This window comes from Burkholderia sp. AU33423 (assembly GCF_002223135.1).
Classification (GTDB): domain Bacteria; phylum Pseudomonadota; class Gammaproteobacteria; order Burkholderiales; family Burkholderiaceae; genus Burkholderia; species Burkholderia lata_D.
Window position 1 is genome coordinate 1,726,379 of sequence record NZ_NKFH01000004.1, and the last position, 14,218, is coordinate 1,740,596.

15 protein-coding genes and 1 tRNA gene are annotated in these 14,218 nt (G+C 65.9%); 9 read left to right on the plus strand and 7 right to left on the minus strand.

Annotation, left to right across the window (positions count from 1 at the left end; all coding sequences use genetic code 11):
- Window positions 1–84: 84 nt before the first annotated feature.
- Together CFB50_RS10710 and CFB50_RS10715 are read left to right on the plus strand one after the other, a co-directional pair.
- The gene (locus tag CFB50_RS10710; RefSeq protein ID WP_089445817.1) at window positions 85–1,230 is read left to right on the plus strand and encodes a glycerate kinase; all 1,146 of its coding nucleotides are present in this window, start codon (window positions 85–87) and stop codon (window positions 1,228–1,230) included.
- A 62-nt stretch (window positions 1,231–1,292) separates the two neighbouring features.
- Complete coding sequence (locus tag CFB50_RS10715; RefSeq protein WP_089445818.1) at window positions 1,293–1,742, plus strand: MarR family winged helix-turn-helix transcriptional regulator; 450 nt, start codon at window positions 1,293–1,295, stop codon at window positions 1,740–1,742.
- Between the two features lie 267 nt (window positions 1,743–2,009).
- Here CFB50_RS10715 and CFB50_RS10720 read toward each other — a convergent pair whose 3' ends face one another.
- A complete protein-coding gene (locus CFB50_RS10720; RefSeq protein WP_089445819.1) occupies window positions 2,010–3,008 on the minus strand; it encodes a 2-dehydropantoate 2-reductase in 999 nt (332 codons plus the stop codon).
- Between the two features lie 222 nt (window positions 3,009–3,230).
- Between CFB50_RS10720 and CFB50_RS10725 the strand changes: the two genes are divergently transcribed.
- Entirely contained in the window at window positions 3,231–3,467 is a 237-nt protein-coding gene (locus CFB50_RS10725; protein ID WP_089445820.1) for a hypothetical protein, read from the plus strand.
- Window positions 3,468–3,569: 102 nt separating this feature from the next.
- On the opposite strand, the gene CFB50_RS10730 is transcribed toward CFB50_RS10725, so the two are convergent.
- A complete protein-coding gene (locus CFB50_RS10730; protein ID WP_089445821.1) occupies window positions 3,570–3,863 on the minus strand; it encodes a hypothetical protein in 294 nt (97 codons plus the stop codon).
- A 354-nt stretch (window positions 3,864–4,217) separates the two neighbouring features.
- Here CFB50_RS10730 and CFB50_RS10735 point away from each other — a divergent pair, with 354 nt between their 5' ends.
- Window positions 4,218–5,210 carry a fimbrial protein gene (locus CFB50_RS10735; RefSeq protein ID WP_179254168.1) on the plus strand — a complete coding sequence of 331 codons (993 nt, stop codon included), beginning with the start codon at window positions 4,218–4,220 and terminating at the stop codon, window positions 5,208–5,210.
- Window positions 5,211–5,484: 274 nt separating this feature from the next.
- Here CFB50_RS10735 and CFB50_RS10740 read toward each other — a convergent pair.
- A tRNA-Leu gene (locus CFB50_RS10740) sits at window positions 5,485–5,571 on the minus strand.
- Between the two features lie 237 nt (window positions 5,572–5,808).
- Between CFB50_RS10740 and hpnD the strand changes: the two genes are divergently transcribed.
- Window positions 5,809–6,642: a presqualene diphosphate synthase HpnD gene (hpnD, locus tag CFB50_RS10745; RefSeq protein ID WP_089445823.1), complete on the plus strand. Its 834-nt coding sequence runs from the start codon at window positions 5,809–5,811 to the stop codon at window positions 6,640–6,642.
- Between the two features lie 10 nt (window positions 6,643–6,652).
- Here hpnD and CFB50_RS10750 read toward each other — a convergent pair whose 3' ends face one another.
- The 3 genes from CFB50_RS10750 to CFB50_RS10760 all read right to left on the minus strand — a co-directional run bounded on the left by CFB50_RS10750 (window position 6,653) and on the right by CFB50_RS10760 (window position 9,854).
- On the minus strand, window positions 6,653–7,873 hold the full coding sequence (locus tag CFB50_RS10750) for a DUF1501 domain-containing protein (RefSeq protein ID WP_089445824.1): 1,221 nt from the start codon (window positions 7,871–7,873) through the stop codon (window positions 6,653–6,655).
- Between the two features lie 67 nt (window positions 7,874–7,940).
- Complete coding sequence (locus CFB50_RS10755) at window positions 7,941–9,443, minus strand: DUF1800 domain-containing protein (protein WP_089446087.1); 1,503 nt, start codon at window positions 9,441–9,443, stop codon at window positions 7,941–7,943.
- 132 nt (window positions 9,444–9,575) lie between these two features.
- Window positions 9,576–9,854 carry a hypothetical protein gene (locus CFB50_RS10760; protein ID WP_011352385.1) on the minus strand — a complete coding sequence of 93 codons (279 nt, stop codon included), beginning with the start codon at window positions 9,852–9,854 and terminating at the stop codon, window positions 9,576–9,578.
- A gap of 258 nt (window positions 9,855–10,112) precedes the next feature.
- Between CFB50_RS10760 and ompR the strand changes: the two genes are divergently transcribed.
- The 4 genes from ompR to CFB50_RS10785 all read left to right on the plus strand — a co-directional run bounded on the left by ompR (window position 10,113) and on the right by CFB50_RS10785 (window position 13,591).
- Window positions 10,113–10,847 (plus strand): osmolarity response regulator transcription factor OmpR, encoded by a 735-nt coding sequence (gene ompR, locus CFB50_RS10770; protein ID WP_006478565.1) that lies wholly within the window; start codon window positions 10,113–10,115, stop codon window positions 10,845–10,847.
- A 40-nt stretch (window positions 10,848–10,887) separates the two neighbouring features.
- Window positions 10,888–12,249 carry an ATP-binding protein gene (locus tag CFB50_RS10775; protein ID WP_089445825.1) on the plus strand — a complete coding sequence of 454 codons (1,362 nt, stop codon included), beginning with the start codon at window positions 10,888–10,890 and terminating at the stop codon, window positions 12,247–12,249.
- 189 nt (window positions 12,250–12,438) lie between these two features.
- Complete coding sequence (locus tag CFB50_RS10780) at window positions 12,439–12,987, plus strand: peroxiredoxin (RefSeq protein ID WP_006478563.1); 549 nt, start codon at window positions 12,439–12,441, stop codon at window positions 12,985–12,987.
- A 76-nt stretch (window positions 12,988–13,063) separates the two neighbouring features.
- Window positions 13,064–13,591 (plus strand): carboxymuconolactone decarboxylase family protein, encoded by a 528-nt coding sequence (locus CFB50_RS10785; protein WP_011352388.1) that lies wholly within the window; start codon window positions 13,064–13,066, stop codon window positions 13,589–13,591.
- A 134-nt stretch (window positions 13,592–13,725) separates the two neighbouring features.
- Here CFB50_RS10785 and ispF read toward each other — a convergent pair whose 3' ends face one another.
- Entirely contained in the window at window positions 13,726–14,211 is a 486-nt protein-coding gene (ispF, locus tag CFB50_RS10790; protein WP_021160386.1) for a 2-C-methyl-D-erythritol 2,4-cyclodiphosphate synthase, read from the minus strand.
- Between the last annotated feature and the right edge of the window lie 7 nt (window positions 14,212–14,218).

Consider the following 14,218-nt stretch of genomic DNA (forward strand, 5'->3'; position numbering starts at 1 on the left):
GCCATCCTGTAAGCTCCGATTGAAGGTATGCCGCCGTCGCGGCCCCATTCATTCCTCACACCAATCACGCCTTCCGGAGACACCATGCCGCAACACCCGTCCGCGCCTGTCGTCGTCATCGCGCCCGATTCGTTCAAAGGCTCGCTTTCAGCCGAGCAGGTCGCGGATGCGATCGCCACCGGCATCCGCCGCGCCCGGCCCGATGCGGTCGTGCGCTGCTGCCCGATGGCCGATGGCGGCGAAGGCACGCTCGACGCGATGCTGGCGGGCGGCGGTACGCGGCGCGCGCTGCGGGTGGCCGGCGCGTCGCTCGCGGAACGCGACGCGGCGGTCGGCGTGATCGATGCGCGCACCGCGATCGTCGAGACGGCCGAGATCGTCGGCATCACGGATCCGGTCGGCATGAGCGTGCCGGTCGACGCGCGCAGCACGCGCGGGATGGGCGAGGCGATCCGCACGCTGCTCGACGAAGGCGTGCGCCGCTTTTTCGTCGCGCTCGGCGGCAGCAGCACCAACGATGCGGGCGCCGGGCTGCTCGCCGGCCTCGGCCTGCAGTGCTTCGACGCAGGCGGCCAGCCGGTCGAACCGGTGCCGTCGCGGCTCGCCGACATCGCGCGCATCGACGCGTCGGGGCTCGACCCGCGCCTGACGGAAACCGAATTCATCGGCATGTCGGACGTCGACAACCCGCTGACGGGCGCGCACGGCGCGACCGCCGTGTTCGGCCCGCAAAAAGGCGTGACGCCCGAGCAAGTTGCGACCCTCGACGCCGCCCTTGCCCGTTTCGCCGACCTGCTCGAAGCCGCGCTCGACCGCCGTGGCCGCGACCTGCCGGGCGCCGGTGCCGCGGGTGGCCTCGGTTTCGCGCTGCATATGCTCGGCGCGCAGTTCGAAGCGGGCGCCGAAGTAGTCGCGCGGCAAGTCGGCCTCGACGCGGCGCTCGCCGGCGCCGACTGGCTGATCACCGGCGAAGGCCGCTCCGACGTGCAGACGCTGCACGGCAAGGCGCCGTTCATCGCGTGCCGCCACGCACAGGCCGCGGGCGTGCCCGCGTCGCTGCTGTCCGGCGCGGTCGACCCGGCCGCGCTGCCGCGCCTGTCCGAACATTTTTCCGGCTGCTTCTCGCCGGCTCCCGGGCCGATCACGCTCGACGTCGCGATCCGCGACGCGGCCAATCTGCTCGCGAACGAAGCGGAGCAATTGACGCGCCTGAAATACGGCGCACACTGACCGTTGACCCGAGCGCGCGATACAGGAACAATCGGGCCCGCCCTTTTTCTTCAGGATTCGACATGAAAGGCCGTCAAGCCGGGCTCGATCAGTTTCTGACCTATCGCCTCCACGCGCTCACGAAGCGCTCCGACCGCGGGATCGGCGAGGTGTACCGGCACAAGCTCGACATCTCGCTGCCCGAGGCGCGCGTGATCGCCGCCGTCGGCGCCTTCGGCCCGTTCTCGATCATGGATCTCGCGCGCCACACCAACCTCGACAAGAGCCAGGCGAGCCGGGCGGCCGAGGCGCTGCTGCGCCAGGGGCTGCTCGCACGCAGTGCAAGCGAGGAGGACGGCCGGATCGTGCTGATCGCGCTGACCGCCGACGGCCGCGCGCTGCATCGCAAGATCATGCCGATCGTGCGCAAGTGGAACGACGGCCTGCTCGCGTGCCTGTCCGACAGCGAACGTCAGACGTTCGAGCGGCTGCTCGACAAGATTGTCGCGCACGCGATCGAACGGGACGAGTGAGTCGCACGGCGGATGCAACCCGTGCCACGTCCGCGTTTCAACGGAGTGGCGCCCGTGCCGGCATGCGCCGGAATCGCGGTGGCGGCCGCCGGAGTCCGTCGCGGCGCGCATCGACACTCGTTGCTTTGTTCCTATGAATCCGCGGGCCGTCGAGTCGCGTGAGCGCATGGGTGGCGGCCCGGCTTCCCGCTCCCGCACACGCACCGAACGTCGGCTCATCGTTCATCATCACGGCTCACGGGCTATCGCCGCCGCGATCCCCGTCCGCTATAGCCCGCTGTTCGCCGCGCGCTGACGCAGCAGCCCCAGCACCGCGTCGCAATACGGCGTCGGCACGTCGAGCTTGCGTCCCAGCTCCGGAAACACGCCGAGGATCGGACCGGTCTCGAGCGGTCGTCCGGCCTCGAAATCCTGCAGCATCGACGTCTTGAACGCGCCGAGCCTGCGCGTCACGGCGATCCGCTCCGGCCCGCTCATCCCCGTTGCGAGACCCAGCTTCGCACCGATCGCGGCCGCCTCCTCCATCATCCGCAATGCGAGGTCCTGCGTGAACGGATCGTCGAGCAGTTGCTCGGCGGTCGAACCCGTCAGCGCGCTCAACGGATTCATGTTCATGTTGCCCCACAGCTTCGCCCAGATCTCGGTGCGGATCGCCGGCGTCGATTCGACGTCGAAGCCGCCCGCGGCAAGCGCCGACGCGAACCGTGCGGCCGGCGCGTCGAGCCGCGCATCAGGCGAGCCAATGATCAGCCGGTTGCCGCGGCCGCGGCGCACGATACCCGGCGCATCGGTGCTCGACGACAGGTGCACGACGCAGCCGATCGCCTGCGCGGGCGGCAGCGCCGCCGACACCGCGCCGGCCGGGTCGACCGCGTCGAGCGGCACGCCGTCGATCGGGCCCGCGAGCCCGTGCGTGAACCACCACGGCAGCCCGTTCATCGCGGCGACGATCACCGTGTCGGGCCCGACCAGCGGCGCGATGCGCGTGGCCAGCGCCGGCAGCGCCTGCGCCTTCAGCGCGATCACCACGTAGTCCTGCACACCGAGCACGGCCGCGTCGTCGCTCGCACGCACCGGGACCGACGATACGGCGCCCGCCTCGTCGACCACGCGCACGCCGTGCGCGTTCAGCGCATCGAGCGTCGCACCGCGCGCGTAGGCGCTCACGGTCATGCCGGCCCGCGACAGCGCAGCCGCGAGCAATCCGCCGATCGCGCCGACACCGACCACCGCCGCACGCACCGACCCTGAATTCGTGTCGTTCATGATGGCATTCCGTCTTATGGGAGCTGCCGAGCATAACGCTCAATGGTTGCGGATACAACCATTGCCGCACTAGCCGCCCGGCGCCCCGCCTTGCGCGCGCGGCTGCACGACGCCACGGCTCGCCGCCGATCCCGCCGAGCACGCCGGCCCTTGCGCGATCCGCCCAAATGCGGTCTCCTGCTCCTATGTCCGTTCGAGCAGGCCCGAAGCCGCCCTTTCCCGATGAAATCGTCCCCGCACGATGACAAGAACGCCGATGCCACCCCGGCGCGCCGCCAGCCTTCGAAGCGAATCCAGAATCTCATCGCCGTGCTGGCCGGCCTCATTACGTTCGCAATCGGTGCGGCGTGGGTGATCCATAGCTGGATCGTCGATCGCGAAGCGCAGTATTTCGCGATTCCGCTGGTGTTTTCGGTGCCGGTGATCGTGGCGGTCGCGATTCGGAGTTTCTGGGACTAAGCGCGCCTGAAACGACGAAGCGCCGCGGTCGGGCGACGCGCGGCGCTTGTTGTCGAACTGGTCAGGTGAAGCGGCGATCCGTGCGGTTCGCCCGCGAGCCGATCACAGACCCGGGCGGGCACACGGATTGGGGGCTGCGCCCTGATATCCGCCAATGGCGAGGCCTAGCGCGGAGCCGGCCAGCGACGTGCCGACCGCTTTCAGCACGGTTTCGGTCGACAGCGGCTCACCGCCCGACATCACCCGCCCCGAGTAAGCCGAGCACGCCGACGACGGTCCGGCCAACTGCACCGGCCTGGCGCTCCAGGCGATGTTGTCGGCAGGCGTCGACGCTAATGCCGGCGCAGCCAACATCAGCGCCAGAACGGGAATCGGCATGCGGGTGGTGCTTTTCATCGGTGGCCTCGTCGAATGTGCTTCTTGTATGGAAGTGGTCAATATTACACGCGTCCGATCTTGATGAACCGCCGTTGAATTCAACACATCAATCGACCGGCATTCACTCAATCGAGCATGGATCGCCCTTGAGGCGAATACCCATTTATCGGTCGTAACTGTCAAACGTCTGATGCATGGCGCCCCCCCGCCGACTGCGCATAGACACAAAAAACGAATAATTTTTCGTACTTGTCCCAAACAATAGGAGTCGGAGTTTATCTATAATAAACGGTGAAATTTAAATATAAATTATTATCAACCAATATCCTGGTTAAAAGAACCATGCAATAGCTCGCCCTTCACAAAATGAATATGATCTCACCCATCAAAGTCACGCTATTAGCCATAACGATCCTTGCTTCAAGTTATTCGTGGGCAGACTGCTACTTCGTAGACCCATCCAACAACCGCCTTCCCAGCCCCCTCTCTCCGGCCCTAAACGTGAGCGAGCGGTTGATACCGCGCGACAAGGCCGTCGGAAGTACGGATACGGCGTACGCTCACGGGTGGGATACGATTTTCACGTACTGCACTTCGGTAATGTCAGCACAAACAACAGCCGAAATCAGCAACGGGAAACTCGTGCCCGGCTATACAAACGTATACGAAACCGGCATACCGGGAATCGGTATTCAGTTCCGTGCTGCGGTTCCCGGCTTCAGCAACACCCAGCTCGCCCCATTCAGCATGTCGGCCAGTCCGGACGCCCTAATCGCAAGGGTCTTCAACGCCGGCGTCACGCTTGTCGTGACCGGCCCCATTCAATCCGGAACGGCCGACGGAAGCACCCTTCCCACCATGACCTGGCGAGTCACACAGGGCGGGGCCAGAACAAGTTACGTCCTGCGGGTCAATGGCATCCTGTCCGTGAAAGGCCAGACATGCAAGGTCTCGGACTCATCGATCAACGTCCCGATGCCACAGGTAATGGCCAAGGAGTTGAACAAAGTCGGAGCAACGGCAGGAGACACGAAATTCTCCATCGATCTGAATTCGTGCTCGCCCGGCCTGGGTGTTTACGTGACCCTGACGGATGTCTCGAATCCGGGAAATAGATCGAATATCGTGTCCCTGACCAAATCATCGACCGCACAGGGGATCGGCTACCAAGTCCTCCGTAACTCGGCCCCGGTCAATTTCGGCCCCGACGCCGCAACCGCCGGCAACCCGAATCAGTGGAGCGCCGGCCAGGCATCCGGAAACAGCTTCAGCATTCCGCTAGTCGCGAGATATCTGCGCACGTCGGATGCGATGCAGCCGGGATCGGTAAATGGGCAACTCTCGTTCACGATGTCGTATCAATGATCTCGCACATCGAATGCATACGCGACGTGCATCGCGCCAAGCGGCTAAACCCCGCACCCGTCCACGAACAGGGCAGCGTATTCGTGCAGCGTGATCAAACCGGGATGAATATTTGCAGTTACACGTCCGGCGAATCAGCGAACAGGCCGGGTTTGTGCAGAAGGCAGAGGGTAGCCGGCACGTTGCCGGTTATCGACAAAAAACAACCGTGCCTGGATCGACCACCTTGCAATCGCTCTTAGGGGGTAGCCGCGACGGGTGCGTTACTGAACTGTGGTGCGTGAGGCCGGACTCGAACCGGCACACCCTTGCGGGCGTCAGGACCTAAACCTGGTGCGTCTACCAATTTCGCCACTCACGCGCATTTCTGTTGCCTGATCACGCGGCACGAAAGATGCGTTGCCACGCGTGCCGGACATCGCGCCGGCTTGTATCCGGCACGCCCGATCAGGCGAGCGCGAGATTCTACCCGATCCGTGCGGGCTTGTCTCGCCCTTGCCGGCACCCGTCGTGCAGCGATGCTAGAATGCCGCGCTCGACGTTTCGGCACCGCGCCGCCGCGCGTCCCCCGAACCCGCCTCCCCACACGATTCCGCCCGTGAACTTCGACGACTACTGTCAGCAAAAGGCCGCCCCCGCGGGCTCCAGCGTCTACTACGCGCTGCGCCAGGCGCCGCTCGCCACGCAACCGCGCCTGACCGCCCTGTTCGCGCTGCGCCGCGAACTCGAGGAAACCGTCAAGGAAACCAGCGACCCGACCATCGGACACACGAAGCTCGCGTGGTGGCACAAGGAACTCGCGGCGCTAGCCGACGGGCAGCCGTCGCACCCGGTCACGAAGGCGCTTGCCCAGCATCATCCGGCGATCGCCGCCGAGGCCGATGCGTTGCGCACGCTCGTCAACGGTTACGGGATGGATCTCGAACAGGCGCGCTACCTCGATTTTGCGAACCTGCAGCGCTATATCGCGCAAGTCGGCGGCGTCTTCGCGTCGCTGGTCGCGCGCGCCAGCGCCGCGAACCCGGCCGACCCGCAACCGTGGGCCGCGGACGCCGGCCGCGCGCTGATGCTCGCGCAATTCGTGCAGGACCTCGGCAACGATGCGCGCCACGGCCGCATCTACCTGCCGATCGACGAACTGCAGCGCTACAACGTGACCGCGGCCGATCTGCTGAACCGCCGCTACAGCCCGGCCTTCACCGAATTGCTGCAATTCCAGACAGCCCGCGCGCGCGAAGCGCTCGTGGCCGCCGAAGCAGCGATCCCCGCATCCGAACGCCGCGCGCAGCGCACGCTGCGCGCGCAGATCGCACTGACCGGCTCACTGCTCGATGAAATCGAGCGCGACGGCTACCAGGTACTGCACCAGCGCATCGCGCTGACGCCGATCCGCAAGCTGTGGATCGCGTGGCGCGCTGCACGCCGGCGTTGACCCTCGCGCCTCACGCCTTCAACAACGGCAGCGTATCGAAGCGCTGCTGCAGCACGCGGGTCGCGTCGAGCCCCCACCACGGCCCGAGCACGGTCGCGTAGAGCTGGCGGAAATCGACCGCGACCGGCAGGTTGCCGTTGCCGTCGAGCCGCCCGAGCGCCGGCGGCGCACCGTATAGCCCGCCAGCCACGCGGCCGCCCATCACGAAATGCGGCGCGGCCGTGCCGTGATCGGTGCCGTTGCTCTGGTTCTCGCGCACGCGCCGGCCGAATTCCGCATACGTCATCACGAGCGTCTGGTTCCAGCGCCCGAGCTCGATCAACGCGCCGCGCATCGCGCTCATCCCTTCCGCGAACTGCTTGAGCAGCGCAGCCTGCTGCCCCGGCTGGTTCTGGTGCGTATCGAAGCCGTTGAGCGTCAGGCGCAGCACCGCGACACCATCCTGCGCACCCGGCCCGGACGCTTCGCACGCGGCCAGCACCTGCATCGCGGTCTTGACCGACGTGCCGAACGCGCCGGCCGGAAAGGCCGTCCGGAATTCACGCATCCCGCCGCGCGGACGCAGCCGGTCGGCCGCCTTCACGATGTCGTTCTCGACCTCGATGATGTGTGCGAGCGCGGGGTTCTGTTCGCGCAGCGACGAAGGCTCGGCAAGCCGGGCCGCACGAATGAACTGCGCGGGATTGACGAGCGCGATCGCCCGCGCACCGTTCGAGAGCGGCCCCATCTCGGCGCTGCCGAGCACGACGCCGTCGGCCGCGAAACCGGGCGGCACGGGCGCCTGCGCGAACGTGCGCGTCAGCCAGCCTTCGTGCAGATATTGATCCGAGCGCGACGCGGTATCCCAGATCTCGATCGAGCGGAAATGCGACAGGTTCGGCTGCGGATAGCCGACGCCCTGTACGACCGCGACCTGCCCGTCGCGCCATAGCGGCATCAACGGCGCAAGCGACGGATGCAGCCCCGTGTGCGCGTCGAGTTGCAGCACCTGCTCGCGCTTGATGCCGATGCCGCGGCGGAACTGGTAATACAGCGGGTCCGCATATGGCACCACCGTGTTGAGGCCGTCGTTGCCGCCCTTCAGCTCGACGAGGATCAGCACGTTCGCGTACCCGGCCGCCGATGGGCGCCCCGTCTGCGCCACGGAAGCCGCCATCGCAGGGGCCTGCCACATCGACACGCCGGCCGCGGCCGCGGCGCCCGTCAGCGTCAGAAAATCACGTCGGTTCATCGCGCATCCTTTGGTTCGCCGCCCGGCACCTTTGCCGCACCGGCTCCCCGCTTCATCGTCGTTCGAATCATTTCAGTTGATAGGCCGGATCCATCAGCAGCGCCTCGAGATACGCACTGCCGGTCGAATCCGTGTCGATCGCCGCGACCGGCGACAACTGCAGCACCGCATGTTGCAGCTGAAGCTCGGTCGACAAACCGGCGATCGCCTGCGGCCGCGCGCGATATTGCGCAAGCCAGCGTTCGAGGTCGAATCGCAGGCCGGCGCGCGCGGGCTTGGCAGGCGTTCCGTGCATGCCGGCAGCGGATGCCGTCTCGACTACCGGCATCGCGTGCGCACGGGCATTCGTCGGCGGCGCCATCGGATGCGCCGGCGGGTGCATGCCGGCCGTCTCCGTCGCGCGGAACAGTTGCTCGACGAACTGCTTGCGCGCGAGCAACGTGGTGCTGTTGATCCACAGCGCGCCGCCCGGCCAGCCCTTCACGTTCGGCGGATAGAACAGGTTCTGCCCGAGCGTGCGCACGGTGTTCGCCAGCATCTGCGGATCGCCGTATGACACGTCGAACAACCGCACCGACCCGACGACGAATTCCGCCGGCGACTTGACGAGCACGCCGCGGTTGCGAGGATCCCAGAAGGCGTCGGTCGACCACAGCGCGGCGAGCGCCGTGCGAATGTCGTAGCCGCTCGAGCGAAACCGCTCGGCCACCGCATCGAGCGCGCCCGGATCGGGCGTATCCGACACGAACTCGCGCCACAGCTTGGCGGCGATGAAACGCGCGGTGCCGGGCCGCTTCAGCAGGATGTCGAGAAAGCCGTCGCCATCGAACGGCCCCGTTTCGCCGAGGATCGTCTTGTCGCCGGCGTCGTGCCAATCCTGCCGAACCTCGAAGCGATACGTATCGGGATCGACCGTCCAGCCCGTCATCGCACGCGCGGCTTCGGTCACGTCGTATTGCGTGTAATGCCCTTCGCCGAGCGTGAACAGCTCCATCACCTCGCGCGCGAAATTCTCGTTCGGGCGCCCCTTGCGATTGCTCGCGCCATCGAGGTACTGCAGCATCGCCGGATCCTTCGCGACCGCATGCAGCAGCACGCCGAAGTTGCCGAGCGCCTCGCGGCGAAACAGTGCGTTCTGCGCCGCCATCGTCTGCGGGTACGGCACCTTGTCCTGCCCCGACGTGAAATGCCCGTGCCAGAACAGCGTCATGCGCTCGGTGAGCGGCGACGGCGTGACGATCATCTCGTTGACCCACGCCGCGCGCAGCGCATCGTACCGAACGTTGCGCTCGCGCTGCTCGTCGCGCCGCATGTCGGGCGTCAGCGCCTGGCGCTGCGCGCGCGTCGGCGGCAACTCGGCGACCCAGTCGGGCCAGGTCGTAACGGGGTCGCGGCGAACGTTGCCGAGCGTGTCGGCCACGACCTGCGCGCGCGTCATGCCGACGACGCGCGCAACATCGGCGGGCGCGGGAGAAAAACCGGTGCGACTCAGGAAAAACAATGCATCGTCGGCGTCGAGCGGCGACTGCATGGCGGGCGACGGCGCCGGTGCGGCAGCGTTCGCTTTCATCGTCATGGACTCCCGGAGCGCACCGGCGGTGCGGATGCCGGTACAACGGCGATCGGCAGGCGAAAGTTGACGGGAAAATTGCTACGAATCTTTTCCGCGCGAAGTATTTCGCGGAGGGCGAAAGACGGCGTGTCAGCGCTTGTACAGCTCGCGAACGGCGTCTTCGATGTGCTGGCGCAAAAGGTGGCGTTCCTCGGGCGTCATGTGCCCGTCGCGGCGGCGCTGTTCGAGATCGGGAGGCACGGCGGAACGGACCGTCATCTCGGCGGTGCGATCGGACTGCGGCGCTTTGCCGCGCGGCAGCTTGCGCGACGATGCGCCCTGCTCGGGGCGCTGCGCATACGCGAAGTTCGACGCATACGGACCGGCGAGCGCGATCGTCAGCATCAGTGCAATCCGGGCAGATCGCATGACCGTCCTCGCTTCTTTGGTCGATTTGTTCCCTTCGTCACGCGGCAACCGGCTACCTCTGGTACTTGAAAAACCCTGCGGAATTCGGGTGTGCAAAGATGAATGATGGAGTGCAGGGGAGTATCTACCGAATTTCGGCTTCGAGTAAAGGAATCTCTATAGCCTGCCTTTACTCGGCGCGACACTACGGGTAAATTTTGTAACCGACTGTAACGCCCGAAAATACACGGCCGTGCGCCAATTCCCATTCGCGATAAGATGCCGATCATGGAAACGAAAAACCCCTCCAAGATTCTCGTCGTCGACGACGACCCGCGCCTGCGCGATCTGCTGCGCCGCTATCTCGGCGAGCAGGGTTTCAATGTCTACGTCGCGGAAAACGCGACCGCAATGAACAAGCTCTGGGTACGCGAGCGTTTCGACCTGCTCGTGCTCGACCTGATGCTCCCGGGCGAAGACGGCCTGTCGATCTGCCGCCGCCTGCGCGGCAGCAACGACCGCACGCCGATCATCATGCTCACCGCGAAGGGCGAGGACGTGGATCGCATCGTCGGCCTCGAGATGGGCGCCGACGATTACCTGCCGAAGCCGTTCAACCCGCGCGAACTCGTTGCGCGCATTCATGCGGTGCTGCGGCGCCAGGCGCCGGCCGAACTGCCGGGCGCGCCGTCGGAAACCACCGAGGTGTTCGAGTTCGGCGAGTTCTCGCTGAACCTCGCGACGCGCACGCTGACGAAGTCCGGCCAGGAAATTCCGCTCACCACCGGCGAGTTCTCGGTGCTGAAGGTGTTCGCGCGTCACCCGCGCCAACCGCTGTCGCGCGAGAAGCTGATGGAGCTCGCACGCGGCCGTGAATACGAAGTGTTCGACCGCAGCCTCGACGTGCAGATCTCGCGCCTGCGCAAGCTGATCGAACCGGATCCGGGCAGCCCGCGTTTCATCCAGACCGTCTGGGGCCTCGGCTACGTGTTCATCCCGGACGGCGCCGCCTGACCTTTTTCCTTTCCGGTTTCGCCCGCCCACGGCCCGTCCCATGCGTATCGACCGGCGCCTCCTTCAGCTCGCGTTCGGCGGGCTGTTCTGGCGCACCTTCCTGCTGATCGCGCTGCTGATCTCGGTCAGTCTCGCCGCGTGGTTCCAGAGCTTTCGCGTGATCGAGCGCGAGCCGCGTGCGCAGCGCGTGGCTCTCCAGCTCGTCGCGATCGTGAAGCTCACGCGCACCGCCCTGCTCTATTCCGATCCCGATTTGCGGCGCGCGCTGCTGCAGGATCTCGAGAGCAACGAGGGCGTGCGCGTTTACCCGCGCGAGAAGACCGACAAGTTCAAGCTGCAGCCCGACGAATCGCTGAACCGCCTGATCGAACACGACATCCGCAGCCGCCTCGGCGACGATACCGTGATCGCGCAGTCGGTCAACGACATTCCCGGCGTGTGGATCAGCTTCAAGATCGACGACGACGATTACTGGGTCGCGCTCGACCGCGACCAGCTCGACAACGTCACGGGCCTGCAGTGGGCCGGCTGGGGGCTGTTCGCGCTCGCGTTGTCGCTGTTCGGCTCCGCGTTCATCACCAGCCTGGTGAACCGGCCGTTCTCGCGGCTCGCGCTGGCCGCGCGGCAGATCGGCTCGGGCCAGACACCCGAGCTGCTGCCCGAGCGCGGGATGGGCGTCGCGGCCGAGACCAATCGCAGCTTCAACCAGATGGTGCGCGACCTCGAGCAGCTCGAGGCCGACCGCGCGCTGATGCTCGCGGGCATCTCGCACGACCTGCGCACCCCGCTCGCGCGGCTGCGGCTCGAAACCGAGATGAGCCCGTCCGACCAGGCGACCAAGGATGCGATGGTCGACGACATCGAGCAGATGGACCGCATCATCGCGGCCTTCATCGACTACGCACGCCCGTCGCAACGCAAGCCGGAGCCCGTCGACCTGTCGTCGATCGCGCAGGAAGTCGCCGCGCGCGTGTCGGGCGAGGATGGCGTCGAGATCCGCACGCGGCTTGCGCCGAGCGCGGTGATCGAAGCCGACGAGACCGACATGCGCCGCGTGATCGGCAACCTCGTCGAGAACGCGCGCAAGTATGGCCAGAGCAAGCAGGACGGCGTGTCGCGCATCACGCTCGAGACACGCGTGTCGCACGCGCGTGTCGAACTGTCGGTGAGCGACGAAGGCCCCGGCATCCCCGAGGATCAGCTGCCGCTCGTGATGCGGCCGTTCTACCGCGTCGACACCGCGCGCACCAAGGCGGACGGCACGGGCCTCGGGATGGCGATCGTGCTGCGCCTCGTCGGCCGCTATCGCGGCGCGCTGCGCCTGCGCAACCGCAACCCGGAAGCGGGCCTCGAAGTCACGCTCGAATTCCCCGGCGCCGGCAAGGCGCGTGCGACTGCGTGACGCGCTCGCGCACGCTTCTTGCGCTGCACACTATCGATCCGGTTGAAAAAAGCTATGAAGATCGTTAGTCAAAATCTATTGAAGCGAATAACTAATAGTGTTATAGTTTTACTCATGCTGTCACATCATCGTTGCAGCACCGAGGTAGCTTGACTCAGTCTTCTTCCCAACTCATACAGGAGTATCCGCATGAAAACCGTGGGCGATAAACTCGAAGCTTTCACCGTCGTAGCCGCGAAGCCGGGCTTCAACAATCACGAGGAAAACGGCCAGTCGGCGTTCGAGACCGTCACCGAAGCGTCGTTCCCGGGCAAGTGGAAGATCATCTACTTCTATCCGAAGGATTTCACGTTCGTGTGCCCGACGGAAATCGTCGAATTCGCGAAGCTCACGAAGCAGTTCGAAGAGCGCGATGCCGTCCTGCTGGGCGGCAGCTCGGACAACGAATTCGTCAAGCTCGCATGGCGCCGTGAGCACAAGGACCTCGACAAGCTGAACCACTACTCGTTCGGCGACGTCAAGGGCGAGCTGATCGACCAGCTCGGCGTGCGCGACAAGGAAGCCGGCGTGGCCCTGCGCGCGACGTTCATCGTCGATCCGGACAACACGATCCAGCACGTTTCGGTGAACAACCTGAACGTCGGCCGCAGCCCGGAAGAAGTCCTGCGGATTCTGGACGGCCTGCAAACGGACGAACTGTGCCCGTGCAACCGTGCAGTCGGCGGCGCAACGCTGTAAGCGCATCGATGCACGAAGCCCGCGGCGCACGTCCTGCCTGCGGGCTTTTTTAACGGCCAACCCATAGGAGATATCAATGGAATTCATCGACTCGATTAAGGCGCGTATTCCCGACTACGCGAAGGACATTCGCCTGAACCTCGACGGCACGATCTCGCGCTCGTCGCTCGAGGGCACCGACGCGGTCGGCGTCGCGCTGGCGGCGGCCATCGCGGCGAAGAGCACAGTGCTCATCAAGACGATCCGCGAAGCCGGCGTCCTGTCGCCCGAAGAGACGAACGCCGTGCTGACGGCGGCCGCGCTGATGGGGATGAACAACACCTGGTATCCGTATGTCGAGATGGCCGACGATGCCGACCTGAAGACGCAACGCGCCGAGCTGCGGATGGGCGCATATGCGACGCACGGCGGCGTCGACAAGCGCAAGTTCGAGATGTACGCGCTCGCCGCATCGATCGTCGGCAAGTGCCACTTCTGCGTGAAGTCGCACTATGCGCTGCTGAAGAACGAGCAAGGAATGACCGTCACGCAGCTGCGCGACGTCGGCCGTATCGCGTCGGTGATCAACGCCGCCGCGCAAGTGATCGCCGCAGAAGGCGAATAAGCGGTTGCGCCACCCGGCCGGCAGTCGCGCCGGCCCGGTCGCCGCGCCAAACGAAAATGCCACGCATCCGCGTGGCATTTTTCATTTCCGCCGCGCGCCGCGGCGGGCGAACCGCGCGCCGCCGCAGCCGGGCATCAGCCGCCCTGCTTCACCAGCAGCGCGGCAGCCTGCGCCTCGATCCCCTCGCCGCGGCCGAGATAGCCGAGCTTCTCGTTGGTCTTCGCCTTCACGTTCACGCGATCGAGCGGCAGCCCGAGATCGGCCGCGATGTTCGCGCGCATCCCGTCGATATGCGGCGCCAGCTTCGGCGCCTGGGCGATCACGGTGCTGTCGACGTTCTGGATCGTGAAACCGGCCGCCTTGATGCGTGCGGCGCACTCGCGCAGCAGCACGCGGCTGTCGGCGCCCTTGAACGCCGCGTCCGTGTCGGAGAAGTGACGGCCGATGTCGCCGAGCGCCGCCGCGCCGAACAGCGCGTCGGTGATCGCGTGCAGCAGCACGTCCGCGTCCGAGTGGCCGAGCAGGCCGCGTTCGTACGGAATCGTCACGCCGCCGATGATGAGGGGGCGCCCCTCGACGAGCTGGTGCACGTCGTAGCCTTGTCCGATTCTGAAATCCATGCGTATT